Raw genomic sequence first — 25,057 nt, forward strand, 5'->3', positions numbered from 1 at the left:
TCTTCATGTCGCACGAACTGTGGTTCCGCACCCCTGCACCTGATTGGTTCGAGGCGTTGCCGGTAGGCAACGGGCATCTCGGCGGGAAGGTGTTCGGCCGGGTCGGCGAGGAGCGGATCGCGCTCAACCTCGACGATGTCTGGTCGGGCGACGGTCCGCGCACCTTGACGGTGCCGGACGGGCCGGCGGTGCTGGCCGACGTACGACGGTTGTTGCTGGAGGAAGGTGATCGGCTGGCGGCCACCGAGCGGACCCGTGCATTACAGGGTCCGTTGGTGGAGTCGTACCAGCCGCTCGCCGACCTGGTGATCCGGTCGGTCGGCGTGGGTGCGGACTACAGGCGGAGTTTGGATCTGCGCACCGGCATTGTCGGTGTGGAATACACAGTGGATGGGACGCGGTTCCGGCGTGAGACCTTCGTGTCCACGCCGGACCAGGTGATGGTGTGGACGATCACGGCCGACCGGCCGGGTGCTGTCGATCTCTCGGTCTCGTTGGAGAGTCAGCATCCGGTCGCGGCGGAAGTTGCTGATGGCACTTATGGTGTGGTCGGGCAGGCGCCGTCGGATCTGACGATCGAGTACCGGGATCGGCCGGACCCGATCCGGTACGAACAAGGGCGCGGGATCGGGTTCGGTGTCGCGCTCCGGGCTCTTGCTGATGGTGGGACGGTTGTTGCCTCGGACTCCGGCGTTGTGGTCCGTGGTGCATCCCGTGTGACGGTCGTGTTGTCGGCGGCAAGTACTTTCGCGGGGTGGTCGGTGCCGCCGGGACGGGATCCGTTAGTTGCTCTGCGGTCTGCGGTTGAGGTGTTGGATTCGGTTGCTGTGGACAAGCTTCGTGAGCGGCACGTCGAGGACCATGTCGCCTTGTATGACCGGGCGTCGCTTTCGTTGGGTGTGCCAAGTGATCTGCCGACCGACGAGCGGATCAAGGAAGTAGCTGCCGGGGGCAACGATCCGGATCTGGTCGCGCTGATGTTCAACTTCGGACGATACTTGTTGATGGCGTCCTCCCGCCCGGGGACGCAGGCGGCCAACCTGCAAGGCATCTGGAACCAGGACCGCCGGCCGATGTGGGCCAGCGACTGGACCAACAACATCAACACCCAGATGAACTACTGGCCGGCCGACCTGACCGGCCTTCACGAGTGCTTCGACCCATTGGTCGACTTGATCGAGGGCTTGGCCTCATCCGGTGCCGAGACTGCTCGGATTCTGTACGACGCACAGGGCTGGGTCTCGCATCACAACGCGGACCTGTGGCGCGCGACCTGGCCGGTCGGCGCGGGTGGTGACGATCCCGTCTGGGCGATGTGCGCGACGTGCGGGGTCTGGCTGACTGCGCATCTGATGGAGCACTACCGGTTCACGGTGGACGTGGATTTCCTGCGCGACCGCGCGTACCCGTTGATCGCGGGCGCCGCGGAGTTCGTGCTCTCGATGCTCGTCGAGGACGGCGACGGGGTGCTGCAGTTCATCCCGTCGACGGCGCCGGAGCATCACTTCATCTTGCCGTCGGGTTCGAAGGCTTCCGTTGACCTGACCTCGACGTACGACATCTGGCTGATCCGCGAGCTGTTCGCGAACCTGGCTGAAGCCGCTGCGGTCCTGGGGCTCGACTCATCGTTGGTTTCGCGTGCTGCGGCGGCTCGTGATCGTCTGCCTTCGGTGCGGGTGACGCCGGACGGGCGGCTGTTCGAGTGGCCGACGGACTGGCCGCCGTCCGAGCCGCAGCATCGGCATCAGTCGCATCTTTACGGGTTGTATCCGGGCGCCGAGATCGACCCGGCCCGTACGCCGGAGTGGGCCGCGGCCGCTCGAGCTTCGTTGGACCTGCGTACTGATGGTGCTGTGAATGGTGGGTGGACCGCGGCCTGGTTGGTGGCGCTGTGGGCCCGACTGTTTGAGCCTTCGAAGGCGGCGGAGGTGATTCAGGACTACTTGAGTCGGCTGGTGTCCGACAACCTCCTGCACCGCGACGGCGACATCTTCCAGATCGACGCGAACTTCGGCATGACCGGCTGCATCCCGGAGCTACTGCTACAGAGCCACACCGACGTGATCCGCGTCCTGCCGGCGCTGCCGTCCGAGTGGCCTGACGGGTCGTTCCGCGGTTTGCGCGCACGAGGTGGTCTGACCTTCGACGTCACGTGGCGGGGAGGCGTACTGGCGGAGGCCGACGTACGCGCGACGCGGGCCGGCACACACCGCATCGCGCTGACGCCCGACAACATCGTCACCATCACCCTCGCCGCCGGCGAGCAGCGCACCCTCACCTGACCACGGCCTCTTTGAGCACCGACCAACCGTTTCCGCCGTCCTGGCGTGGTTGATCGGTGCACAAAGTGGACCTGGTTAGGACTGCCTAACCTTGGTTGTTGTAGGCTCAACGTTCGTGAAGAAGCTGATAGGGATCGTCGTGTCGGCCGCCGTACTGCTCGCGGCGGGCTGCGGTGGTGGTGACACCACCAAGAGTGCGGACACCGGGGTCGGGGACAAGGACGTGGCGACCGGCGGGCGGTTGTTCAGCACCGCCGACGCCGAGACCGCGAAACTCGGCTCGGACGCCGCGCCCGGTGCGTTCCCGCGGACCGTCAAGGGCGCGCTCGGCTCCGTGCAGATCCCCGCGAAGCCGTCGCGCGTGGTCGTGCTCGACAGCGGCGAGCTGGACGACGTACTCGCCCTGGGCATCACGCCGGTCGGCATGGCCACGACCGCGGGGCAGAACGGCGTACCGTCGTACCTCGCGGACAAGGCGCAGGGCATCAAGACGGTCGGCGGCATCAGCGAACTCAACCTCGAGGCGATCGCCGCACTCAAGCCCGACCTCATCCTCGGCAGCAAGCTGCGCGCGAACGACCTGTACGACAAGCTCAGCGCGATCGCGCCGACGGTGTTCAGCATCCGCCCCGGGTTTCCGTGGAAGGAGAACTTCCTGCTGGTCGCGGACGCGGTCGGCGAGGAGGCCAAGGCCACCGGAATCCTGAACGACTACCAGAAGCGCGCCAACGAGGTGAAGTCCAAGGTCCAGGGTTCGCCGACCATCTCGCTCGTGCGCTTCCGGCCCGGGGAGATCCGGCTGTACGGCAACCTGTCCTTCATCGGTGTCATCCTGAAGGACATCGGCCTGCCGCGCCCCAAGATCCAGGACGTGCAGGACCTCGCGGTCGAGGTGTCACAGGAGAACATCGGCAAAGCCGCCGGCGACTGGATCTTCTACTCCAGCTACGGAAAGCCCGACACCACCGACGAAAACAAGGTCGTCAACGGCAACCTGTGGAAGTCCCTGGCTGCGGTCAAGGCCGGCCAGTCGGCACGCGTCGACGACGAAGTCTGGTTCCTGGGCCTCGGCCCACTAGGCGCCATGGACGTCCTCTCCGACCTCGAGAAACTCCTCGGCCCTAAGGGCTAGCCAGCTTCGCGGATCGCCAGCCCATCACAACTGTGAGGTCGACGACGATCGCAGCCTGGCAGCGGCACGGTTCACGCGATTGTGATGGCCTGGCGATCCGGCCTTAGTTCTCCTTGACCGGCAGTAGGTTGCGTTCGGTGAAGATTCGTTTGGCTACACCGATCGCGTTGAGGGCTCGGGGGAAGCCGGTGTAGCCGGCCGCGTGGGTGAGGGCTTCGACGATTTCGGTTGGGGTTAGGCCTACGTTGAGGGATGTGCGGATGTGGACCTCTAGTTGGGGTTCGCAGCCGCCTAGGGCGGTGAGGATGCCTAGGGTGACGAGTTGGCGTTGCTTGGGGTCCAGGCCGGGGCGTGAGTAGATGTCGCCGAAGCCGAACGCGACGATGTGGTGGGCCAATGCCGGGGCGATGTCGGCGAGGTTTTCCATTACGGCGGGGGCGGAGCCGCCGTCGACGGCGTTCATCACCTCCAGGCCTCGTTGGTAGCGGAGTTGCTCTTCGGGGCTGTTGATGTCTGGAGCCGTCATGCATCCGACGCTAACCCGCGACCGGCCGACGAGCAGTCCTAGTACCGGCGTCGACCGCGCTGGTACGGCGTGAAGTCGGCGGGCTCTTCGTTGCCGATCCAGTCGCCGGACTCGAGGCGGCGGAGGCTGGTCTCGAGATCGAGGGTCAGCCAGCCGGCGAGCTGCGGATGGACAGCGTGTTGCCAGAGGCCGTAAGGCCCGCGGAGGCCCTCGATGTAGTCGACCAGGTCGTGGATCCGGCGGTCCTGCGGGGAGACGCCGCATCGTGAGGCGAGGTCGAGCAGGAAGGCGAGGTCGAAGGTGGCGTAGAACGTGATCTGTCCCATCGCACGTTCGAGACCGACGAGCCGCGACACCTCCCAACCGATCGTCGACGCATCTCGGGTCTCGCGGGCGAGCAGATGGTCGACGCCGATCCGCGCAGCATCGGATCGCCGTCGCTCGGGATGCATCGCCAGGCAGGCGACAGCGCCGGTCGTCGCCGATCGGCAACCGAGCCCTCGGGTCAGCCGGCGGTACTCCTTCTCTGGCGGAGCTGGACGACCCGCCTCTCCGAGGTCGGCTTTGGGCCCGGCCGGCCACGATCCGTCGTCGAGGCGTGCGCCGAGCAGCCACTCATAGGCACGCTCGGTCTGCGGATCGGTCGCGAAGCCCGCGGCGGCGATCCCACGCAGCGGTACGACGGTGTGCATTGTGATGAAGCGAGGACCTTCGATCGGGCCGGGAACCGACCACGAGCCATCCGATTGCTGCAAACCGAAGATCTTCTCGACCGCGCTCGCGATAGCCGGCCCGCGATAGCCGAGGTACGCCAGCTGGCACAGCAGATGGCCCGCGTCGTAAGGCCCGGCTGCCGCCAGCCGCGAGACGAGTGCCTCGACCTCCGGGCTCCGATCAATCTCGGTACGCCATGAGGCAACCTCGGCGTCCTCGGCGCCTTCCAGTTCGCGCGCCGCCCGCCATCGCAGGGAAGGGGACGGATCCCCGAGCAGTAGGGTGCCGACGTTCATGACAGCATCCCCCGAAGGTAGGGCGCGGTCGCGGTGGCTGCTTCCACAAGAGCATCGGGTGGACCCTCGAAGACGATCCGGCCGCCGTCCGGTCCGGCGCCCGGTCCGAGCTCGATCAGCCAGTCGCAGGCGGCAAGGAAGGCCGGATCGTGCTCGACCACGAGCACGCTGTTGCCCGCAGCAACGAGTGTGTCGAGCGTGCCGACGAGTACGGCGACATCCGTGGCTTGGAGGCCGACCGTGGGTTCGTCGAGCACGTACAGCGCGGTTGCCTTCGTCGTACGGGCGAACTCCTTGGCAAGCTTGAGCCGCTGCGCTTCGCCACCCGACAGGCTCCAGCCTGGTTGCCGCAGTACGAGGTAGCCGAGTCCGAGCTCGACAGCGGCGCCGCCCATCCGGCGTACGGCGTCGAGGTCGCCCCACTCGTCGACCAGTTCGGCGATAGTGAGCGCTTCGATGTCGGTGAGGCTCCGGCCCCGATCGAGGAGGGCGGCGGCCTCGTGGCGATAGCCGGATCCGCCGCAGGCATCGCAGGTCTGGCGAACCGACGGCAGGAACGACATGTCCTGCTGCCACACGCCTTTGCCCTTGCAGGCGTCGCAGCCGTAGCTCAGGTCCTTGATCGTGATGCCCTGCTCGATCGCGGCCTTGCTCGCGGCGAACTCCTTGCGTACGGCGCCGATGAGCCCGAGGAACATGCCCGGTGACGTGATCTCGGCGCGGGACTGGTCGGCCACGACCGTTCGCGTGGGCGCACCGGAGATGGTGTCGTGGTCGCCGGGCCGTAGGCGGATCGCACCGCGGCCGGGAATGTTGGTCTTCGGCCGGGCGAGACCCAGCGCGACGGTGTCGACGACGAGCGACGACTTCCCCGACCCGGACACCCCGCAGACGCCGACCAGGACGCCGAGGGGTACGTCGGCATCGAGTCCGTGGAGGTTGTTCTCCCGCGCTCCGGTCACCTTCATCCAACCGGTCGGCTCCCGGCGGCGGTCGCGGCGTACCGCCGGAACTTGTCCGTCCATAAGAGCTCGCGTCACCGACTGCGCGCTGTCCAGCCCGACCAGGCGACCGCCGGACGGCCCGGCGCCGGGGCCGATCTCGATCACGTCGTCGGCCGCGCGGATGATGATCGGGTCGTGTTCGACGGCGATCACCGTGTTGCCGGCGGCCCGCAATTCGGTCAGCGTCCGGGCCAATGCGCTTACTTCGGAGGGATGCAGGCCTCTCGACGGTTCGTCCAGCAGCACCGTCATGCCGACCAGTCCGTCGCCGAGCACCGACGCCAGCTTGATCCGCTGCGCCTCGCCGGCCGAGAGCGTCCAGGTCGAACGGTTCAACGAGAGGTACCCCAGCCCGACGGCACGCAAGAAGCCGAGCCGGCGCAGCGCGATCGTCCGGGCGTCCGCGGCCTGTGGATCGTCGGGCACTTCCATCGAGGTCAGTACGACCTCCAGCTCGGCCAGCGAGGTTGCAAAGAACTCGTCCCGCGCGAGTCCCTGCAGGCGGATCGTCAGGTACGGCGTACGCAGCCGCCGGCCAGCGCACGCCCGACACGGGAACGCGGTCGATTCCTTGCCGCCGACATCGTTCGCGGCCCACGCGTTCAACCCGCGCCAGGACGCATCGCCGTACAGGACGGCGTGTTGGGCCTCGTCGCTCAACGCCTTCCAGGGCGTGTGATCCAGGTCGAACTGGTAGCGCTCGGCCAGCGACCGGATCGGCGGCTCCTCGCCGACGGTCGTGCCGAACCATGCCAGACTGCCGCCGAAAACGCCGCCGAGGGTAGGCACCTCCGGATGCACGATCAGCTTGGCGAATTCGAACTCTCGCTCGACTCCGAGACCCAGGCACTGCGGACAGATCGACGCGGGTGACCCCACCAGATGCCGCGGCTCGATCGGCACCGCGCTGGTGCCGCATTCGGTGCAGCTCCACGGTGACTCCGGCTTCGGGGACGTCCGGCGTACGGCCTCATGTCCGCAGGCAAGGCAGGTGCGGACGCCGGCCTTCGCGATGACCACGGCGAGCAGGCGGTCGAGGTCGCTGGACCGGCCGACGGTCACCCGGTCGGCATCCCAGACGTAGAAGCCCGGCCCGCGCCCGTCGAAGCCCAGGCCGGACGGGTCGATGCTCATCGTCGTACCCAGGCCGGTCAAGGAGTCGACCGGAGCCTCCGGACCCTCGCGGACCGACTGCCGCTCATAGACCGACAAGCATTCGAGCAGCCGTCGGGTCGCCTCCGACTCGAGGACGTCGTGGACCAACGACGACTTGCCCGAACCCGATACGCCAGTGACGACAGTGAACCGGTCCTTGGCGAAGTCGACGTCGACTCCCTGCAGGTTATGCGCGCGGGCGCCTCGTACCCGGATGGCGTCGCTGGAACGACGATCAGTGCGCGGCTTGGCGCGAGGCCGCACCGGCGGTTGCTTGTCGGCAACGGATGGCCCGCAATGCTGCAGACGTCCGCCGTCGGGACCGCCGCCCGGGCCTAGATCGATGCGCCAGTCTGCGGCGGCAATCACGTCAGGCTGGTGTTCGACGACGACCACCGTGCAACCGCTGCCCGTCAGCCGGTCGAGTACCGCGAGCAGCCGATCGAGGTCGCCGGGATGCAAGCCTGTCGTGGGTTCGTCGAGCAGCACGAGGTCGCCAGACCGCGCCTTGGCCACCTCACGAGCGAGCCGTACGCGTTGAGCCTCCCCACCGGACAGGCTCGGAGACGGCTGCCCGAGCGTCAGATAGCCAAGCCCGACCTCCTGCAGGGGTTGAAGAATCCGGTTCACCGCGGGGTGCTCGGCGAACACCCCGATGGCCTCGTCGACGCTCAGAGCCAGTACGTCGGCGATCGACCGGCCCGCACAGGTCGCATCGAGGACCTCGGGACGGTAGCGCCGGCCGTCGCACGCCTCGCACGGAACCCAGATCGGCGCCAGATAGCTCAGGCCGATCGCGACCGCTCCCATGCCCTCGCAGTCCGGGCAGGCACCCTCCGCGCGGTTGAAGGTGAAGTCCGACGGTGATCGTCCGGTCTCGTTCGCGAAGACGTCGCGGATCCGGTCGAGCACCTTGGTGTACGTCGCCGGATTCGACCGCGGGTTGTTGCCCAGCGGAGCCTGATCCACCGCACGAGCGCGCGTCGCCGGCGCGTCGAACGCCGTACATCCGATCGGGCCGCGATCCCTTAGCGACGCCAGCAGCACCTTCTGGGTGAGGGTGGTCTTGCCTGCTCCCGACGGCCCGGTGATCACGGTCAGCGAGCCGAGCGGGATCTCGCAGTCGACAGCGCGGAGGTTGCGCAGGTTCGCGCCCGTGATGCGGATCCGGTCGTCGGATACCGGGCGTTGTGCTCGCTGTCGGCGTGTGCCACCTGAGAAGCCGATGCCCGAGGCTGTGCCGGCTCGCCACAGCTCTGCGGGCGGACCCTGAAAGACCAACCGTCCTCCGCCATCTCCGCCGCCGGGACCGATCTCCACGACGTCGTCGGCCATGGCGACGGCCAGCGGGTCGTGTTCGACCATCAGCACCGGTCCGGGGAGAGCTGCGATGGCGTCGAGGAGTCGGCTGAGATCGTTGTGGTGCAACCCGATCGTCGGCTCGTCGAGAACGTGCAGCAGGTCTTCGAGGCGGCCCGACAGTACGACGGCGAGCCGGGTTCGTTGCGCCTCACCGCGCGACAGCGTCGGCATCGGCCGGTCGAGGGCGAGGTACCCGAGGCCGAGCTCTTGTAGCGGACGCAGGCGTCTGAGCAACTCGTCCTGGATGCGTCGAGCGCGCGACTCGAGCTCTTGCACGAACTCGAGGACCTCGGTCACGGATCGAGCGGTCAGCTCCTGAAGGGTGACACCGGCGATGCGGTGTGACGAGGTGTCGTTGTCACCCCGGAACGCCGACGGTGCGAGCGGCCGGACCCATGCGCCACACTGCGGACAGATCGGCGCGCGCAGTACCGGCGTACCACCGAGCAGCACCTCGGGCCTGGCCAATGCGTCGGCTCGCTCCAGCGTCGCCCGGACCTCGGCTGCTGTCATGCCCGGTTGGAGTGTGGCCACTCGTACGACGATGTCGTGGGGGAGGGCCGGGTCCAGACGGGTCCTTGAGGTCGCTGAGCGGGGTCGCCCGTCGACGGTGACCTGGGCGAACTGTCCTCGGATGCCGGCGAGCAGGCGCGCGTGGCTTCCCGTCAGTCCGCGTACGATCGCGACCTCGACGTCGAGATCGTCGTTGTTGGCGAGCAGGTCCAGGGCGGTGGTCAGGCGCTCCTCGGCGGAAAGCGCCCGGACCGGCACGTGGCAGTGCGGGCATTCGACCTCGGCAAACCGCGAGTACAAGATCCGCAAGAACGGATGCAGCCCGACGGACGTAGCCAGCGTCGAGGCCGGGTTCGTGTTGAGCACGTTCTGAGCCACGGCCACCGCCGGCCCCAGCCCCTCGATCCGCCGAACCCGCGCAGCCGGAACCCGCGCGCTGTTCCCCCCAAGCGCCAACGAGTCCAGGAACTGCCGCCGCGCCTCGGCATAAACCACATCAAACGCCAACGACGACTTCCCCGACCCCGAAACCCCAACAACAGCCGTCAACCCCGGCCCGAAAGCCACATCAACATCCCGCAGATTGTGCTCAGCAGCCCCCCGTACGTCGACCACCCGCCCACGCAGGCGCCCCTGACCACGAGCACGCCGAACCGCGTCGTCTCCCACGCGCCGCCGCTCCACCCCGCCATCCTCGCAGCTATCACCTACAGGAACGACCCCTTTGCGTTTCGCTCAGCGTTGCAGCCGCTGCAACCCGAATCACCTGGCAGACACAGGAAACCCACCCCTCCCCGTTGCTCCAGGCAACCACCACGGCACGCTTCACCCGCCGGGGCACGCTTTACCCACTGCGGCACGGGTCACCAACCACGGCACGCGTGACGCGCCAAGCCATGTCCGCCCACCATGGCACGCCTCACGCCTCACGCCTCACGCCTCACGCCTCACGCCTCACACCTCACGCCTCACGCCTCACACCTCACGCACCATGCCACCTCCGTCGACCACGGCACGCGTCACCCACCGCGGCGCGCGTCACGCGCCAAGTCACCTCCGCCCACCACAGCAGGCTTCACTCACCGCGGCACCCTTCATATGCCAACTCACCTCCGCCCACCACGCACGCATCACCCACCACGGCGCCCTTCACGCGCCAATCCAGCTCCGCTCACCACGGCACACGCCGCCCTCCGTACGGGCGCACCCCGACGGCGCCTCATCTACGACAGCGGCCGCACCCACGACAGCGCCTCACCTGCGACAGCGCCTCACGCAGGATCCGGCCGCAGTCGACCGTCGGCGGCAGCCGGCAGCTCCCGGCGGTAGCCGGAAGGGGTGCACCGGCGGCAGCCGGGGGTGGGTGGGGGCACGCGTAGCGGTTGCGCTGAGGAGCGCCGCGACGAAGGTAGCGACTGCGCAGCGCGCGGGGGTGGACCACCCTCGCGCCATCTCCAGCCCGCCTTGACCCACCAAGCACGCGGGGGCAGGCTCAACACGCGTTCAGTCGGCGACTCGGCCGCGGTTGGTTACTTGGATGTGGGGGGCTCGTTGGGCGACGGCTGTGACGAGTTCGTCGTACGGGAGGGACCGGCCGAGGATCTCGTGACTACCCGGCCACGGGCACGACGGGCCCCACGCCTTCGTGCTGCGCGGAAGTGCCGCCTCGTCCAGCAACATCACGACCAGCCGGGGTTCCCAAATCTCGTCGCCCGCGTCGTTGACTTCGTGGCGTTCCAGCCGGCACACCCCGCGGATCTGCCCCCAAGGGATCGCTCGCGGCTGCTCGCCGCCCAGATAGATCCCCGACTCGTCAACAGTCAGCAGTACGTCGTCATCGTCCGACTCACGCCGCTCCTCCAGCGCCGTGATCGCCCCCACAAGCAGCAAGATCGGCAGCCCGACCGCAAAGATCAGCGGCGTACCGCCCCACGCCAGCCACACGGCCTCCAGCGGCTCCCGGATCGATTCGCCGCGGATCGCCTGCACGACGACGATCACCAGAGTCAGCGCCACCATCAGCCCGAACACCACAGTCCCCAGTGCGAGCGCGGTCGTCGTGGTGCCGATTCCGTGGCGTTTGACGACGAACGGCTCGCTGAGTTGATGCGCTGTCGGCATACGGGCATTGTCGGCGCTGTCACGCAGCGGCACCAGAGCTCTCACAGATTCCTCATCAGAACGGTCGGAACGGTCCTCCGGACGGATGAAATCGCCGTACTTGACTGCGCACGGACTTTGGTCCGGACCCGACGTCCGCAACAATCGCTGCATGCCGGACCGCCAGACCGCAGTCGCCACCCGCCAACCGCCGCCGTCGCGCAGCACGCGCCGACGGAGAAAGGGCGGTATGTGGCGTCGTGGCTGGTTCATCGCGGTGCTGGCGATCCTGTCCGCGGCGACGCTGATCTTCCATCGTTACGTTCCGAACTCGATCGGCAACCTCGGCAGCCTGCTCGACACGTTCCTGCCCTGGGTCGGCCTGGCCGTGCCGATCCTCGGCGTCGCAGCTCTGGTACGGCGTTCCGCGACGGCCGGCGTCGCCCTGCTCGTTCCCGCGCTCGTGTGGGGCGTGATGTTCGGCGATCTGCTGCTCCCGGGCAAGGGCTCCGGCGGCGCATACGACCTGCGCGTCCTCACGCACAACGTCGACGCCGCCAACCCGGACCCGAAGGCGACTGCGAGCGATCTGCTCGGCGCCGACGCGGACGTGATGGCGCTCGAGGAGCTCACCGCGTCGGACCTCAAGATCTACAAGGCCGCGTTCGCCTCGAAGTACCCGTACGAGGTGTCCCGCGACACAGTCGCCCTCTGGTCGAAGTACCCGGTGGTGGAGACCAAGTCGGTCGATGTCGGCTTCGCCTGGACCCGCGCGTTGCGGGCAGAGGTCAGCACGCCGGAGGGCAAGGTCGCGGTGTACGTCGCCCACCTCGCCTCCGTGCGCGTCGGCACCAGCGGCTTCACGTCGGATCAGCGCAACAACACGATCAAGGCGCTCGGCCGCCAGATCGCCGACGAGACGCTGGCCGGCGTGATCGTGATGGGCGACTTCAACGGTACGGCGAACGATCGAAGCCTCGCCCCGCTGACGGCCGGACTGCGCTCGGCGCAAGGCGCGGCCGGCACCGGGTTCGGCTTCACCTGGCCGTCGAAGTTCCCGATGGCGCGGATCGACCACATCCTCGTACGCGGCGTCACCCCCACAAAGGCCTGGGTGATGAAGCCGACGGGCAGCGACCACCGCCCCGTCGTCGCCGAGCTACGAATTTAGAGGGGGTCTGAGGCGATCCCCTTCCGATAGGCGTACCGGACCGCCTCCGCGCGGTGCCGCGCGCCGATCTTCGCGAACGTGTTGTTGATGTGCGTCTTCACGGTCGCCTCGCTGATGAACAGCTTCCCGGCGATCTCCGGATTGCTCAGCCCGCGCGCGATCAACCGCAGTACTTCGGTCTCCCGCGCGGTCAGCCCGTCGTTGCCGGACGACTCGGGCGCCAGCCCCGCGATCAAGCGCTTCGACACCTCGGGATCGAACGTGGACTGCCCGGCAGCGGTCGACCGCAGCGCGGCACCGATCTCGGCACGGCCGGCGTCCTTGGTCAAATACCCGCGAGCCCCGGCACGCAGGGCATTCGCGATCGACGCGTCATCGGCGTACGTCGTCAGCACCAGTACGGCGACGTCCGGGAAATCGGCCGTGATCCGCGCGGTCGCCTCGGTGCCGTCGAGCACCGGCATCCGCAGATCCATCAACACCACGTCAACGTTGCCCTCAGCAACAAGAGTGGCAACCAGCTCGACGGCCTCGACACCGTTCGCGGCAGCGCCGACGACCTCGACACCGTCGATCAGCCCGAGCAGCGCCACCAGACCTTCACGCATGACCTGCTGATCGTCCGCCACCACCACACGGATCGCGTCACTCATCCGGCACCTCCGCGACCACCAGCCAGTCGTCCCCGTCCGGACCCGCCATCAGCGTCCCACCGACGAGGGCGAGCCGCTCGCGCATCCCAGCGAGCCCGAATCCTTCGCCAACTGTCGCCCCCTTGTTCCGCACGGACAACCGCACACCGTCCGAGTAGGCGAGCACCATCTCGATCGGCTGACCAGGTGCGTGCCGAGCCGCATTCGTCAGCGCCTCCCGAGCAGCGTTGAGCAAGGCAACAGTCACCCCGGAGTCGGTCCGCGCGACCGTGCCTGTGACGCCCATCCGCACCGCCGTACCGTGGTCGTTCTCGTGCTGTTCCGCCAGCGCGGCAACCGCCTGCGCCAAGTCCGGCACCGAATCGGCCCGCAGCGCAGCGACCGCGTTCCGTGCCTCCGTCAGCCCTTGTACGGCGAGCCGCCGCGACCGCCGTACCCGCTCCAACGCCCCATCCACATCACCGCGCTCGTCGAGCAGCGCCTCGGCCACCTCGAGCTGAACGCTCAACGCACCCAGCGAATGCGCGAGTACGTCGTGCAGATCCCGTGCGATCCGCCCGCGTTCCTCGAGCGTGGCGGCCCGGGCGTGCTCGCTCTGCGCCAACCGGGTCTGCTCCAGCAACTGCTCGGTCTGCCTGGCCTGCACCTCGTACTGTCGCCGGTTCAACCCGAACGCGACGAGTACGGCGGTCCAGAGCAACTGCGTGAAGTACCAGGTGTCCGGCTGGCCGAACCACCACGCCGACCCGGCGTAGCCTGCCGCGACACCGATGCTCGCGGCAACGATCGGCCGATTGCCGTGCCGCTTGAAGTCGATCACGGCGATATCCGTGATCGCGACGAGCACCAGGGCCAGCGAGTTCGACTGCGGGTAGCCGGCGATCAGGGCGTTGGCGACGGCGACCGCTGAGAGCAGCGCGAGGGCGACGTACGGACGAGACGCCATCAGCACCGAGCCGACCGCGAAGACGACGAAGCTCACGCTCAGCATGACCCAGACCCACGCGTCCGCGGGGCGCGCGGTCGCGAGTACGGCGACCACGACGCCGGCGGTGAGGACCCGGCCGACCCAGCCGCTCTCACCGTGCGCCCGCGTCGGCAGCAGCGCCTTCAGATTCACCGGGTGCTGTACTCCTCTGCCTCGCGATGGGCCTTGTTCTGGATGACCACAGACTGAGTCAACAGGTTCGCACCCATCGAGACCATCAGCGCGGGGCCACCGGACATCGAGGCGCCGAGCAGATGCCCGACTCCAGCGAGCCCGAGCCGCACGACCAGGTAGGCCACCATGATGCCGAGTCCGGGCATCCCGAGCCGGAAGAACACCTTCCCGGCGCGCCGCTCCACCTGCGCGACCCGGCCGGAGGCGGTGCCGGCGATCAGGGCGACCGCGGCGCCGATGACCAGCAGTACGACGTCGATGAAGCCGAGGCCGGTGTGCCGGTCGTACAGCTGGTAGACGCCGACCCCCATCAGGACGAGCGGGCCGCGCCAGACGTCGGTATCGGAGTTCTCCAGCTCGGACCAGGACATCCGCCGGGCGAGGACGAGGACGACGACCGCGATGACGACAAGTGCGTTGGGTAACGTTCCGAAGCTCATGTCACGGACGGTAGGTCTGTCCGGTCCCTACACAGGACCGACCAAGGGTGGAGATCCGGGTGGAGAACCATCCGGCGCCGGTGTCGCCGCCCGCATGGTTGAAAGTAGGAGTAACGTTCCTCACCGGTAACACCACGCTGCGTCACACGCGACGATCCGGAGGGACGATGCTTCCGCAACAATCCATCCTGAGACTGGATGCCACGGCGATCGACTACATCATCATCGCCTTGTACTTCGTCTTCGTGCTCGGCATCGGGTACCTGGCCAGACGCGCGGTCTCGAGCAGCCTGGACTTCTTCCTGTCCGGCCGATCGCTGCCGGCCTGGGTGACCGGCCTGGCCTTCATCTCGGCCAACCTGGGCGCGATCGAGATCATGGGCATGTCGGCGAACGGTGCGCAGTACGGCATCCCGACCGTGCACTACTTCTGGATCGGCGCGGTCCCGGCGATGCTGTTCCTCGGCGTCGTGATGATGCCGTTCTACTACGGCTCGAAGGTCCGCAGCGTGCCGGAGTTCATGCTGCGCCGGTTCGGCAAGCCCGCGCACCTGGTGAACGCGATCAGCTTCGCCCTGGCGCAGGTGCTGATCGCGGGCGTGAACCTGTTCCTGCTGGCCACCATCGTGAACGTGCTGCTGGGCTGGCCGATCTGGGTGTCGGTGATCGTTGCCGCGGCCATCGTTCTGAGCTACATCACCCTCGGCGGCCTGTCCGCGGCGATCTACAACGAGGTGCTGCAGTTCTTCGTGATCGTCGCCGCGCTGCTGCCGTTGACGCTGGTCGGCCTGCACAAGGTCGGCGGCTGGCAGGGCCTGGTCGACAAGGTGAGCGCGTCGCCGGGCGGTTCCGAGCAGATGTCCGCGTGGCCGGGCAACGCGCTGAGCGGCTTCAGCAACAGCTTCCTGTCCGTGATCGGCATCGTGTTCGGCCTCGGCTTCGTGCTCTCGTTCGGTTACTGGACGACGAACTTCACCGAGGTCCAGCGCGCGCTGGCGTCGAAGAACATGTCCGCGGCCCGGCGTACTCCGATCATCGGCTCGTTCCCGAAGATGTTCATCCCGTTCATCGTGATCATCCCCGGCATCATCGCCGCGGTGATCGTGCCCGAGCTGGCCCAGTTCAAGGCGAACGGCACGGGCGAGGTCGACTACAACGACGCGTTGCTGCTGCTGATGCGCGACCTGCTGCCGAACGGCATGCTCGGCCTGGCCATCACCGGTCTGCTGGCGTCGTTCATGGCCGGTATGGCGGCCAACCTGAGCTCGTTCAACACGGTCATGTCGTACGACATCATCGAGCGCTACCTCGTCAGGGACCGGCCGGACGAGTTCTACCTGCGGACCGGCCGGATCGTGACGGTGGCCGGCACGCTGGTCGCTATCGGGACGGCCGCGATCGCCTCCGGTTACAGCAACCTGATGGACTACCTGCAGCAGCTGTTCTCGTTCTTCAACGCGCCGCTGTTCGCCACGTTCATCCTCGGTATGTTCTGGAAGCGGATGACCGCGACGGCCGGCTGGATCGGTCTGGTCAGCGGTACGGCGACCGCGATCCTGGTCTTCATCCTGTCCGAGAACGGCGTGATCGACCTGCCGGGTCAGGGCGCCAGCTTCGTCGGCGCGGGTGCGGCCTTCGTGGTCGACATCGTGGTCAGTGTGGTGGTCAGCCTGGTGACGATACCGAAGCGGGAGACCGAGTTGATCGGCCTGGTGTATTCGCTGACGCCGAAGGAACAGCGCACCGAGGTGGCGGTCGCGGGCGACGGCGGCTGGTACCGCCGGCCGGTCCTGCTCGCCGGCATCTCACTCGCGCTGACCATCGTCCTCAACATCATCTTCGCCTGAGGGAGGGTTCGACATGGCAGACAAGAAGAAGGCCGGTGCCTTCGACATCCGGATCGTGATCGCGGCCCTGGTCGGCATCTACGGGGTGGTGCTGACGATCCTCGGCATCGTCGAGAAGCAGGCGGAGATCGACAAGGCCGCCGGCATCAACATCAACCTCTGGGGCGGCCTCGGGATGCTCGTGTTCACCGCCCTGTTCGTGCTCTGGACCCGGCTGCGGCCGATCGCCGTACCGGTCGAGGAAGACGCGACCGAGGAGTAGCCGGCCGCAGCCGCATGTCCGTTTGACGAACATCGGCGTCCGGGCGGGTCCTCCCGTCCGGACGCCGGCGTTCGTAGGCTCGAAGTACCCGATCAGGAGGAACTTCGAGATGACGATCACTTCTGACAGGCCCGACCTGTCGACTGCGGCACAGCAGTACGCCGAGCAAGGCTTCGTACTGGTGAAAGGCCTGCTCAGCAAGGAAGAAGCGGCGTACTACCGGCAGCGCAGCCACGACCTACTGGCCCAGCTGAACCGGTCCGACGATCCGACCTGGGGAGCCGCCCGGGGGATGACCGAGGCGCCGACCAAGCTGCAGCACCTGCACGACGCGCAGTTCTACGACGCGGCGTTCTCGAAGCTGCTGGTGGACCCACGGTTCACCGACGTGGCCGCTGCGGTGATGGGTGTCGACAACGTGCAACTGCACCACACCAAGCTGTTCGTGAAGCCGCCGGAGAACGGATCGCCGTTCCCGCTGCACCAGGACCACCCGTTCTTCCCGCACACGCACCACCGGGTCGGTGCGGCGATCTTCCACTTCGACGACGCGCCGATCGAGAAGGGCTGCGTGCGGATCATTCCCGGCAGCCACAAGTCCGGTCCGCGCGAGCATGAGGCCGAGGGGTCGTACCACCTTCTCGAGCCGGCCTTCGAGGAGGCGACGCCGCAGCCGGCCGAGGCGGGCGACGTCCTGTTCTTCACCTATCTGACCGTGCACGGGTCCGGGGTGAACGTCAGCGACCAGGCGCGGACCACCTGGCTGGTCCAGTACCGCGACCCGGCCGACCCGCCGATGGTCAAGACCCACGACTGGTCGCTCGGTCAGGGCATGATGCTGCGAGGAGTCGACCCCACTGGCAGGAGCGCTGTTTGAGCCTCGCTGATGTTGCCGGCGCGGACCGGTTCGTCGACCTCGCGGGACTACTGGAGTCCTGCGAGGTCGACGGCTTCCACGCGGACTTCCTCAGCTGGGGTCACTACCGGCCGGAGTACTGGCGCAACTACTGGCACACCCACTCCTTCCACGAGGTCTGCCTCGCGTACTCCGGCGAGGGCCGCTTCAACTCAGGCACTGCCTTGTACGACGTCACGCCGGGCTCAGTCTTCCTGGCCCGCCCCGGTGACGTACACGAGATCGAGTCGTCGCACTCGTCTCCGCTGGGCATCGCCTTCTGGGGCTTCACCTTCCGCCCCGCCTCCTCGGGCGGCCGGGCGGGGGAGAGCGGGCGGACTGGGGAGGGTGGGCGGCGGCGGGCCCGCGACAGCGTCGGCTGGTGGTCCGGTCTGACTCGGCCCGACGGGCCGGTCATGTCCAGCCGAGCCGGTGCGATGCCGTCGCTCATCTCGGCGCTCGCCGCCGAGGCGGCAGCTCCGGTTGCTGGCTACAGCACTGCACTCAGCGCCCTGGGCGCCACTCTGGTGTTGGAAACCGCTCGTGCCTTCGCACTGGACGAAGACCTAGCTGTTGAACCAGTCCGGCGTGACCGTGGCCCCCTGGTGGTGGAGGCGATGCAGCGCCACCTGCGGGACAACCTGTCGCGTCCCATCACAGTCCGGGACGTTGCCGCGGCCGCCCACCTCTCCGAGCGTCACGCCGAGCGCCTCTTCACCCAGCAGACCGGCGCCTCGATCATGTCGACCCTGCGCCGCCTACGCCTCGAGTTGGCCGCTCAGCTCCTCCTGGACCCCAGCCTGACCATCACCGAGGTAGCGCGGTCCTGCGGCTACTCGGACGTCCGTCCGTTCTCCACAGCCTTCCGCCGCAAGTACGGCCGCACCCCCGGCGACCACCGCCGCGCCGGTGGCACCGAGTTCATCTAGATCGATCGGTACGACTGGCAGTGGTAGCCTGGTGGTATGCGAGTGAGCCTGCTCCTTAGTTAGCCGTACTGGCGCGGTCAGTACGGCATCCCCTCCTGCGTGAGGGGCTTTTTTATGTCTCGGGTGCCGTCTGGCACATTAAGGCTCAACAAACACACGAAGTATGGAGTAGGACCGTGAGCGAGCAGGTGGAGGACGCCCCCATCGACAGGGGCGGCTACGACTTCAACGCCATGCAGGCCAAGTGGCGTCCGGTGTGGGAGAAGCTGGACCCGTTCAAGGCGAAGGACGACGGCTCGGCCGAGCGGCGCTACGCGCTCACGATGTTCTCCTACCCGTCCGGCGACCTGCACATGGGGCACGCCGAGGTGTTCGCGCTGCACGACGTGCTGGCCCGCTACTGGTTCCAGCAGGGGTACGACGTGCTGAACCCGATCGGCTGGGACTCCTTCGGCCTGCCGGCCGAGAACGCCGCGATCAAGCGCAACGAGCACCCGGCGACGTTCACCTACGCCAACATCGAGACGCAGGCCGAGTCGATCCGCCGGTACGCGATCAGCTTCGACTGGTCCCGCCGCCTGCACACGTCGGACCCGGAGTACTACCGCTGGACGCAGTGGCTGTTCCTGCGGCTGTACGAGCGCGGTCTGGCGTACCGGAAGGCGTCGTACGTCAACTGGTGCCCGCACGACCAGACCGTGCTGGCGAACGAGCAGGTCATCCAGGGACGCTGTGAGCGTTGTGGACACGAGGTCACCAAGCGCGAGCTGACGCAGTGGTACTTCAAGACCACTGACTACGCCCAGCGGCTGCTGGACGACATGGAGCTGCTGCAGTGGCCGGAAGAGATCCTGCTGATGCAGCGCAACTGGATCGGCCGGTCCGAAGGCGCGTTCGCGAGCTTCGAGGTCGAGGGTCGTGACGAGCCGATCAAGGTCTTCACCACTCGTCCGGACACGCTGTTCGGCGCCACCTTCATGGTGGTCGCGCCGGACGCGAAGCTGGCTGCCGAGCTGGTCACTCCGGACCAGCAGGCCGCGTTCGACGAGTACCTGACCGCCGTCAAGGCGTCCACCGAGATCGAGCGGCTGAGCACCGAGCGCGAGAAGACCGGCGTCTTCCTGGGCTCGTACGCGATCAATCCGGTCACCGGGCAGCGGATCCCGATCTGGGCCGCCGACTACGTGCTGGCCGACTACGGCACCGGCGCGATCATGGCGGTGCCCGGTCAGGACACCCGCGACTGGGAGTTCGCGGAGAAGTTCGACCTGCCGATCGTCCGCACCGTTGAGCCGCCCGCCGATTTCGACGGCAAGGCGTACACGGGTGAGGGCGCCGCGATCAACAGCGCCAACGACGAGATCAGCCTGGACGGGCTGGACATCGCCGACGCGAAGTCCCGGATCATCGACTGGCTGGACACCAAGGGCCTGGGCGAGCGGACGATCAACTACCGCCTGCGCGACTGGCTGCTGAGCCGCCAGCGGTACTGGGGCTGCCCGATCCCGATCATCCACTGCCCGTCCTGCGGCGAGGTGCCGGTTCCGGACGACCAGCTGCCGATGGAGCTGCCCGACCTGCGCGGTGCGGATCTGCAGCCGAAGGGCGTCTCGCCGCTGGCCGCGGACCGCGAGTGGGTCGAGGTCGACTGCCCGAAGTGCGGCGGCAAGGCCGAGCGGGACACCGACACGATGGACACGTTCGTCGACTCGTCCTGGTACTTCCTGCGCTACCTGTCCCCGCAGTACACCGACGGTGCCTTCGACCAGGATGCAGCCGACCGCTGGATGTCGGTCTACCAGTACGTCGGCGGCAAGGAGCACGCAGTACTGCACCTGCTGTACGCACGCTTCTTCGTCAAGGCGCTGCACGACATGGGCCTGCTGAACGCCGTCGAGCCCTTCACCCGGCTGCTGAACCAGGGCCAGGTGATCAACAAGGGCAAGGCGATGAGCAAGTCGCTGGGCAACGGCGTGAACCTGGGCGACATGATCGACGAGTACGGCGTGGACGCCGTCCGGCTGACCATGGTGTTCGCCGGTCCGCCGGCGGACGACATCGACTGGGCCGACATGTCGCCGGGGGGCTCGCTGAAGTTCCTGCAGCGGGCCTGGCGGCTGGCTGCTGCGGTCGAGGCGCCGCTGGGCTCGGATCCCTCGACCGGCGACGTCGAGCTGCGCAAGCTGACCCACCGGACGGTGGCCGACGCGACCGAGCTGATCGACTCGCACCGGTTCAACGTGATGGTGGCCCGGATCATGGAGCTGGTGAACGCCACCCGGAAGGCGATCGACTCCGGTCCGGGCGCGGCCGACCCGGCTGTCCGCGAGGCGGCTGAGACGGTGTCGATCCTGCTGAGCCTGGTCGCGCCGTATACGGCCGAGGACATGTGGGCCGAGCTGGGCCACGAGCCGACCGTCGCCAAGGCCGGCTGGCCGAAGGTCGACCCGGCGCTGCTGGTCCAGGACACGGTCACCTGCGTGGTCCAGGTCGCCGGCAAGGTGAAGGACCGGCTGGAGGTCGCGCCGGACATCTCCGACGCCGACCTGGAGAAGCTGGCGCTGGACTCCGAGGCGGTGCAGAAGGCGCTGGACGGTCGCGGTACTCGCAAGGTGATCGTGCGGGCGCCGAAGCTGGTCAACATCGTGCCCGCCTGATGGATTCCGTTGTACTGGATGTTCACACCTGCTCGTGAGGTCGTCATGGACCTCACGAGCAGGTGTGAGCAGTTCGTATTGGGGCGCGGTGATGGGCTGCTGCACGTCTTCGTCCCGCACGCGACCGCCGGCGTCGCGATCCTCGAGACCGGGGCGGGCAGCGACAGCGACCTGCTGGCCGTGCTCGAGGATCTGCTGCCGCGCGACTTCGACTGGCGGCACCGGCACGGTTCGCCCGGCCACGGCCGTGATCATGTGTTGCCCGCGCTGATTCCGCCGTACGCGACCGTTCCGGTTCTCGCCGGCCGGTTGACGCTCGGAACGTGGCAATCGATCTGCCTCGTCGACACCAATCGCGACAATCCCGACCGGCATGTCCGGTTGTCGTTCCTGGCCGGTTAGTGGACTACCCGGTAACTCCCGGCGGACGTATTTTGGTGACTTATCGTGATGTTGCTGATCGCGTTACGTTTGCGAAACACGACTCCGCTTGAATTGCCGCATGGCAGCCCTGGACACCCTGCGCGACGTCACTGTTGAGCTCTTGGTCCGCGCCACCCGAGGGGTTTGCGACGGCAGCTTGCTGAATGCCGACGCGGGTCGCGTCGACACGCATGCACGCATCGACGACTGGACCGATGTACTTTCTCTGTACTCCGCCGAAAATGAATCGCACTCGGTTCGCGCAACTGCTTGAAACGCGCATTTCTGATCCCGCAACGATTCCTTTTCAGGCTCAGATTTGTTGCCTTGGTCAACGAGTTGTGTGACCCAGGCCGCATCCCGGACGCCGGTCGACCCCCGCACGCGGGCCCCCGTCACGCTATGTTGTGACAGGAACGTGGGGCCTCCAGAGGGGTGACGTGCTGTGTCGGACACGGATGGCCGGGCTGACGGTCGGCGGGGGTTCGCCGATCTGTTGCTCGACCTCAGGGTCCAGGCCGGCCTCTCCCAGGAGGAGCTGGCCGACCGGGCCGGGCTGAGTGTGCGCTCGATCCGCGAGATCGAGGCCGGCCGGGTCGCGCGGCCGCGGAAGGATTCGGTCCGGCTGCTCGCATCCGCGCTCGGTCTGCAGGACCCTTCGCAGTTCCTCGCTGCGGCCGGCCACGGTACTGCGCGTCGCGTCGTCCAGCCGCCTGTCGTATCGGTCGCCGATGCCGCCCCGACCGGGCTGCGCTGGCGTGGCACGCGACCGATCCCGGACGGGCTTGTCGGCCGCGAGCAAGAGCTGCTCGAGCTTGAGACGCTGCTGCGGCAGAACCGGCTTGTCACGCTCGTCGGCCCCGGTGGGGTTGGCAAGACCGAGCTCGCGCTGGCAGCGGCCGATCGCTTCTCCGGTGCGGACACGACCGTGGTGGTCGTTGATCTGACCACAGTCCAGCGCGATGCCGCCGTACCGTCTGCCATCCTCGACGCCTTCGGCACAGCCCCAGGTACGTCGGACTTGGACGACGTGCTGTCCGGTCGCCAGCCGGGTGATCTGGTGATCGTCGAGGACAACGCCGAGCACGTGCTCGACGGTGTCGCGACGGTCGCCAACCGGATGGTCCGCAGCTTCCCGGGTGTCGGCGTGCTGGTGACGTCGCGGATCCCGCTCGGCCTGCCGGATGAAGTAGTACGCCGGGTGCAGGTGCTCGGCGTACCGGCTAACGACGAGAACTTCGAGGAGATCGCGGCGTCGCCGGCCGTCGAGATGTTCTGCCGCCGGGTGGCCCGGGTACGGCCGGACTTCGTCCTGACTCCTGCGAACGCTCCGACCGTGGCGCGGTTGTGCCGTCGGTTGGATGGTCTGCCGTTGGCGCTGGAGCTGGCGGCTGCGCGGGCTGGGTCGTTGTCGGTGGAGACGATCCTGGCGGCGCTGGACGACCGGTTCCGGTTGCTGTCGGGGCCGCGGCGGTTCGGTGCACCTCATCAGCGGACGTTGGCGGACACGATCGCGTGGAGCGTCGACGCGCTGTCCGATGCGGCGCGGCAGTTGCTGTACCGGTGCTCGGTGCTCGGTTCGCCGTTCACGCTCGAGGCGGTGGCCGGGGTGTGTACGGGCGACCCGATCGACGGTCTCGACGTAGCGATGCTGCTGGCCGAGCTGGTCGACAAGTCGCTGCTGCAGCCGGTGCTCGAGTTCGAGCAGTTGTACGGCGCGCGGTACAAGCTGCTCGAGACGATCCGGGAGCACGCGTACGCCGGTCTGTCGTCGCAGGGCGGCGATCTGGTCGAGTTCCGGGACCGTGCGGTCGCGTGGTGTTCGACGTACGTCGCTGGGCTGGAGGGCGCGTGGTCGTCGCCGGACCGCGACCGGCAGTACCGGGCAGCGCATGCGAACTCTGCGCTCTTTGAGGTGGCGTTGGAGCGTGCGGCCCAGCTGGGGGAGTGGGACGCGGCCGCCCGGATCGTGCTGGGGTTCCGGATCGCGTGGCAGTATCAGGCGAGTGTGGCCGAGAGCGGGATCCGCTGGGCGACGCTGTGCGCTTCGCAGGTGTCCGACAAAGAGGTCAGCGGTCGGCTGCTGGCAATCGCGGGGCGGTTGTCCAGTCTGACCGGTGACATCCGTGGAGCGCGCCTGCACTACGAGGAGGCGCGCACGCTGATCCCGGGCGAGACCGAGATGGGTCTGGTCGCTCGTGGCGGCTGGGTGTCGTCTGGCTCGCACCTGCTCGATACACAGAGCCTGGCCGAGATCCCGGCGCTAGTAGATGACGCTCGCAAGCACGGCGACGTACAGCGGTCTGCGACCGTGCAGGCGACCTGTGGGCTGGCGTTGTTGCGGTGGGGTCGTTTGGTCGAGGCCAAGGAGCTCCTGCTCGCGTGGGAGGCCGCACTGGTCAATCCGGGCGTCTACCCGGACGAGATCGCGTACATGGCGCTCAGCCGGGTCGACCTCGAGCTGGGGAACCTGTCCGAGGCACGTCACTGGGCCGTGCTGGCCCGCGACAGCCAGGCGTCGGACGATCCGGAACGGACCAAGGTCGCCGGCTGTCTGGCGATGGTCGAGTTCCACGACGGCCGATACGACGAGGCACGGGCGCTGCTCGACCAGGCGGACGCCGACATCCGTGGACACCGCGGGTACTTCGACTATCTGGTGATGCTGTACCGGTCCCGGCTGGCGCGTGCCGCCGGAGAGGTCGAGCAGGCACGGGTGGCGATCCGGGACGCCGTGAACCGGCTGCTGCTCGAAGGGCGGGTCGTGTACCTGCTCGAAGTACTGCCGGAGGCTGTGGCGGTGCTGCACGCGTTGGGTCGCTCGGACGCGGGAGACGCGCTGTGCGGGCAGTTGCTGGCGTGGCAGCGGTCGATGGACCCGCCGATGCTTCCGACCGCGTGGGCGATCTTGCAGGAGTCCTGCGAGAGCGCTTCGGTCGCGGACGGATGGCCCGAGCCGGATCCGGCGGCCGCGGTGCAGCGGCTGGCCAACGACGTACTCGCTGCGCTTTCCTGACGCGGATCCGCGGAAGCTGCCGGGTAACTGCCGGTTGATCTGCCTCGTCCTGACATGGCTGCCGGACCAAGAATTACAGCCGTAGGGCAGGTTCCACGAAGCAGAGTCCGACACCGGGCGGCGGCAGCGAAAGGGGTGGTGAACCATGAAGAGGCCATGGGGCACCGCCGGACTGCCGAGGAGCACGGCGAAGGCGACGCGGAGGGCATCCGGCGGCTGTTCGGTGGGGGCGCCGGACGGCTGTCGAGAGCTCCGGGGTGCTGTGGAGTGTGGATCTGTCCTGCCTGTACCGGACGCTGTGCACCGTCAGGGCACCGCTTCCGGGGCGGGGTCCCAGCAGCGGGTCAGGCACACGACACAGGGGACGAGTGCCACGACCCGGCCGGCACGGGTAACCGACGGGTTTGGTCACCCGTCGGCGGGCCGGCCGCTGGGGCCTCCCGGAACCTCGACGAGCTCGCGGTCAAGCCGGTCCTGCGCGGTACCGGACACGGGGAGTAGCTCGTCGAGGCTCCATC

18 protein-coding genes are annotated in these 25,057 nt (G+C 67.8%); 11 read left to right on the forward strand and 7 right to left on the reverse strand.

Annotated elements, in window-relative coordinates:
- The first annotated feature begins 5 nt into the window (after nucleotides 1-5).
- Both ACQPYH_RS13345 and ACQPYH_RS13350 read left to right on the forward strand, forming a co-directional pair.
- On the forward strand, nucleotides 6-2,282 hold the full coding sequence (locus tag ACQPYH_RS13345) for a glycoside hydrolase family 95 protein (protein WP_432890716.1): 2,277 nt from the start codon (nucleotides 6-8) through the stop codon (nucleotides 2,280-2,282).
- Nucleotides 2,283-2,397: 115 nt separating this feature from the next.
- Nucleotides 2,398-3,414, forward strand: coding sequence for an ABC transporter substrate-binding protein (locus ACQPYH_RS13350; protein WP_432890718.1), 1,017 nt, complete (start codon nucleotides 2,398-2,400; stop codon nucleotides 3,412-3,414).
- Nucleotides 3,415-3,517: 103 nt separating this feature from the next.
- On the opposite strand, the gene ACQPYH_RS13355 is transcribed toward ACQPYH_RS13350, so the two are convergent.
- From ACQPYH_RS13355 to ACQPYH_RS13370, 4 genes are all read right to left on the reverse strand, one after another.
- Nucleotides 3,518-3,940, reverse strand: a complete 423-nt coding sequence (locus ACQPYH_RS13355; protein WP_432890721.1) for a carboxymuconolactone decarboxylase family protein — start codon at nucleotides 3,938-3,940, stop codon at nucleotides 3,518-3,520.
- Nucleotides 3,941-3,978: 38 nt separating this feature from the next.
- On the reverse strand, nucleotides 3,979-4,950 hold the full coding sequence (locus ACQPYH_RS13360) for a hypothetical protein (protein ID WP_432890723.1): 972 nt from the start codon (nucleotides 4,948-4,950) through the stop codon (nucleotides 3,979-3,981).
- Nucleotides 4,947-9,668 (reverse strand): ATP-binding cassette domain-containing protein, encoded by a 4,722-nt coding sequence (locus ACQPYH_RS13365; protein ID WP_432890725.1) that lies wholly within the window; start codon nucleotides 9,666-9,668, stop codon nucleotides 4,947-4,949. The genes ACQPYH_RS13360 and ACQPYH_RS13365 overlap by 4 nt, the downstream gene beginning before the upstream one ends.
- Nucleotides 9,669-10,487: 819 nt before the next feature.
- On the reverse strand, nucleotides 10,488-11,105 hold the full coding sequence (locus ACQPYH_RS13370) for a hypothetical protein (RefSeq protein ID WP_432890728.1): 618 nt from the start codon (nucleotides 11,103-11,105) through the stop codon (nucleotides 10,488-10,490).
- A gap of 151 nt (nucleotides 11,106-11,256) precedes the next feature.
- Here ACQPYH_RS13370 and ACQPYH_RS13375 point away from each other — a divergent pair, with 151 nt between their 5' ends.
- Nucleotides 11,257-12,255 (forward strand): endonuclease/exonuclease/phosphatase family protein, encoded by a 999-nt coding sequence (locus tag ACQPYH_RS13375; protein WP_432890731.1) that lies wholly within the window; start codon nucleotides 11,257-11,259, stop codon nucleotides 12,253-12,255.
- Here ACQPYH_RS13375 and ACQPYH_RS13380 read toward each other — a convergent pair.
- Genes ACQPYH_RS13380 through ACQPYH_RS13390 form a run of 3 tightly spaced genes read right to left on the reverse strand, consistent with a single transcriptional unit; the run spans nucleotide 12,252 to nucleotide 14,510 of the window.
- Nucleotides 12,252-12,908 (reverse strand): response regulator, encoded by a 657-nt coding sequence (locus ACQPYH_RS13380; protein WP_432890733.1) that lies wholly within the window; start codon nucleotides 12,906-12,908, stop codon nucleotides 12,252-12,254. The genes ACQPYH_RS13375 and ACQPYH_RS13380 overlap by 4 nt on opposite strands.
- Nucleotides 12,901-14,028: a sensor histidine kinase gene (locus tag ACQPYH_RS13385; RefSeq protein ID WP_432890736.1), complete on the reverse strand. Its 1,128-nt coding sequence runs from the start codon at nucleotides 14,026-14,028 to the stop codon at nucleotides 12,901-12,903. Before ACQPYH_RS13385 ends, ACQPYH_RS13380 begins: the two co-directional genes overlap by 8 nt.
- Nucleotides 14,025-14,510 (reverse strand): hypothetical protein, encoded by a 486-nt coding sequence (locus tag ACQPYH_RS13390; RefSeq protein WP_432890739.1) that lies wholly within the window; start codon nucleotides 14,508-14,510, stop codon nucleotides 14,025-14,027. Before ACQPYH_RS13390 ends, ACQPYH_RS13385 begins: the two co-directional genes overlap by 4 nt.
- 167 nt (nucleotides 14,511-14,677) lie before the next feature.
- Between ACQPYH_RS13390 and ACQPYH_RS13395 the strand changes: the two genes are divergently transcribed.
- The 8 genes from ACQPYH_RS13395 (at nucleotide 14,678) to ACQPYH_RS13430 (ending at nucleotide 24,539) form a co-directional block, all read left to right on the forward strand.
- Complete coding sequence (locus tag ACQPYH_RS13395) at nucleotides 14,678-16,357, forward strand: sodium:solute symporter family protein (protein ID WP_432890742.1); 1,680 nt, start codon at nucleotides 14,678-14,680, stop codon at nucleotides 16,355-16,357.
- A 13-nt stretch (nucleotides 16,358-16,370) separates the two neighbouring features.
- Nucleotides 16,371-16,619 carry a hypothetical protein gene (locus ACQPYH_RS13400; RefSeq protein WP_432890744.1) on the forward strand — a complete coding sequence of 83 codons (249 nt, stop codon included), beginning with the start codon at nucleotides 16,371-16,373 and terminating at the stop codon, nucleotides 16,617-16,619.
- A gap of 109 nt (nucleotides 16,620-16,728) precedes the next feature.
- Nucleotides 16,729-17,496, forward strand: coding sequence for a phytanoyl-CoA dioxygenase family protein (locus tag ACQPYH_RS13405; protein WP_432890747.1), 768 nt, complete (start codon nucleotides 16,729-16,731; stop codon nucleotides 17,494-17,496).
- Nucleotides 17,493-18,443 carry a helix-turn-helix domain-containing protein gene (locus tag ACQPYH_RS13410; protein ID WP_432890750.1) on the forward strand — a complete coding sequence of 317 codons (951 nt, stop codon included), beginning with the start codon at nucleotides 17,493-17,495 and terminating at the stop codon, nucleotides 18,441-18,443. Before ACQPYH_RS13405 ends, ACQPYH_RS13410 begins: the two co-directional genes overlap by 4 nt.
- A gap of 233 nt (nucleotides 18,444-18,676) precedes the next feature.
- Entirely contained in the window at nucleotides 18,677-21,100 is a 2,424-nt protein-coding gene (leuS, locus tag ACQPYH_RS13415) for a leucine--tRNA ligase (protein ID WP_432894388.1), read from the forward strand.
- 18 nt (nucleotides 21,101-21,118) lie between these two features.
- The gene (locus ACQPYH_RS13420; protein ID WP_432890753.1) at nucleotides 21,119-21,502 is read left to right on the forward strand and encodes a YjbQ family protein; all 384 of its coding nucleotides are present in this window, start codon (nucleotides 21,119-21,121) and stop codon (nucleotides 21,500-21,502) included.
- A gap of 100 nt (nucleotides 21,503-21,602) precedes the next feature.
- Entirely contained in the window at nucleotides 21,603-21,797 is a 195-nt protein-coding gene (locus ACQPYH_RS13425) for a hypothetical protein (RefSeq protein WP_432890756.1), read from the forward strand.
- A 171-nt stretch (nucleotides 21,798-21,968) separates the two neighbouring features.
- Nucleotides 21,969-24,539 (forward strand): ATP-binding protein, encoded by a 2,571-nt coding sequence (locus ACQPYH_RS13430; protein ID WP_432890759.1) that lies wholly within the window; start codon nucleotides 21,969-21,971, stop codon nucleotides 24,537-24,539.
- Nucleotides 24,540-25,057: the final 518 nt, after the last annotated feature.

Source organism: Kribbella sp. CA-245084, assembly GCF_050942355.1.
GTDB lineage: Bacteria > Actinomycetota > Actinomycetes > Propionibacteriales > Kribbellaceae > Kribbella.

What these genes read in the sequence shown, in the direction of transcription:
- ACQPYH_RS13345 (WP_432890716.1), top strand. Translation starts at nt 6, where the DNA reads ATGTCGCACGAACTGTGGTTCCGCACCCCTGCACCTGATTGGTTCGAG.
- ACQPYH_RS13355 (WP_432890721.1), bottom strand. Translation starts at nt 3,940, where the DNA reads ATGACGGCTCCAGACATCAACAGCCCCGAAGAGCAACTCCGCTACCAA.
- ACQPYH_RS13360 (WP_432890723.1), bottom strand. Translation starts at nt 4,950, where the DNA reads ATGAACGTCGGCACCCTACTGCTCGGGGATCCGTCCCCTTCCCTGCGA.
- ACQPYH_RS13370 (WP_432890728.1), bottom strand. Translation starts at nt 11,105, where the DNA reads ATGCCGACAGCGCATCAACTCAGCGAGCCGTTCGTCGTCAAACGCCAC.
- ACQPYH_RS13375 (WP_432890731.1), top strand. Translation starts at nt 11,257, where the DNA reads ATGCCGGACCGCCAGACCGCAGTCGCCACCCGCCAACCGCCGCCGTCG.
- ACQPYH_RS13380 (WP_432890733.1), bottom strand. Translation starts at nt 12,908, where the DNA reads ATGAGTGACGCGATCCGTGTGGTGGTGGCGGACGATCAGCAGGTCATG.
- ACQPYH_RS13390 (WP_432890739.1), bottom strand. Translation starts at nt 14,510, where the DNA reads ATGAGCTTCGGAACGTTACCCAACGCACTTGTCGTCATCGCGGTCGTC.
- ACQPYH_RS13395 (WP_432890742.1), top strand. Translation starts at nt 14,678, where the DNA reads ATGCTTCCGCAACAATCCATCCTGAGACTGGATGCCACGGCGATCGAC.
- ACQPYH_RS13400 (WP_432890744.1), top strand. Translation starts at nt 16,371, where the DNA reads ATGGCAGACAAGAAGAAGGCCGGTGCCTTCGACATCCGGATCGTGATC.
- ACQPYH_RS13405 (WP_432890747.1), top strand. Translation starts at nt 16,729, where the DNA reads ATGACGATCACTTCTGACAGGCCCGACCTGTCGACTGCGGCACAGCAG.
- leuS (WP_432894388.1), top strand. Translation starts at nt 18,677, where the DNA reads ATGCAGGCCAAGTGGCGTCCGGTGTGGGAGAAGCTGGACCCGTTCAAG.
- ACQPYH_RS13420 (WP_432890753.1), top strand. Translation starts at nt 21,119, where the DNA reads ATGTTCACACCTGCTCGTGAGGTCGTCATGGACCTCACGAGCAGGTGT.
- ACQPYH_RS13425 (WP_432890756.1), top strand. Translation starts at nt 21,603, where the DNA reads ATGGCAGCCCTGGACACCCTGCGCGACGTCACTGTTGAGCTCTTGGTC.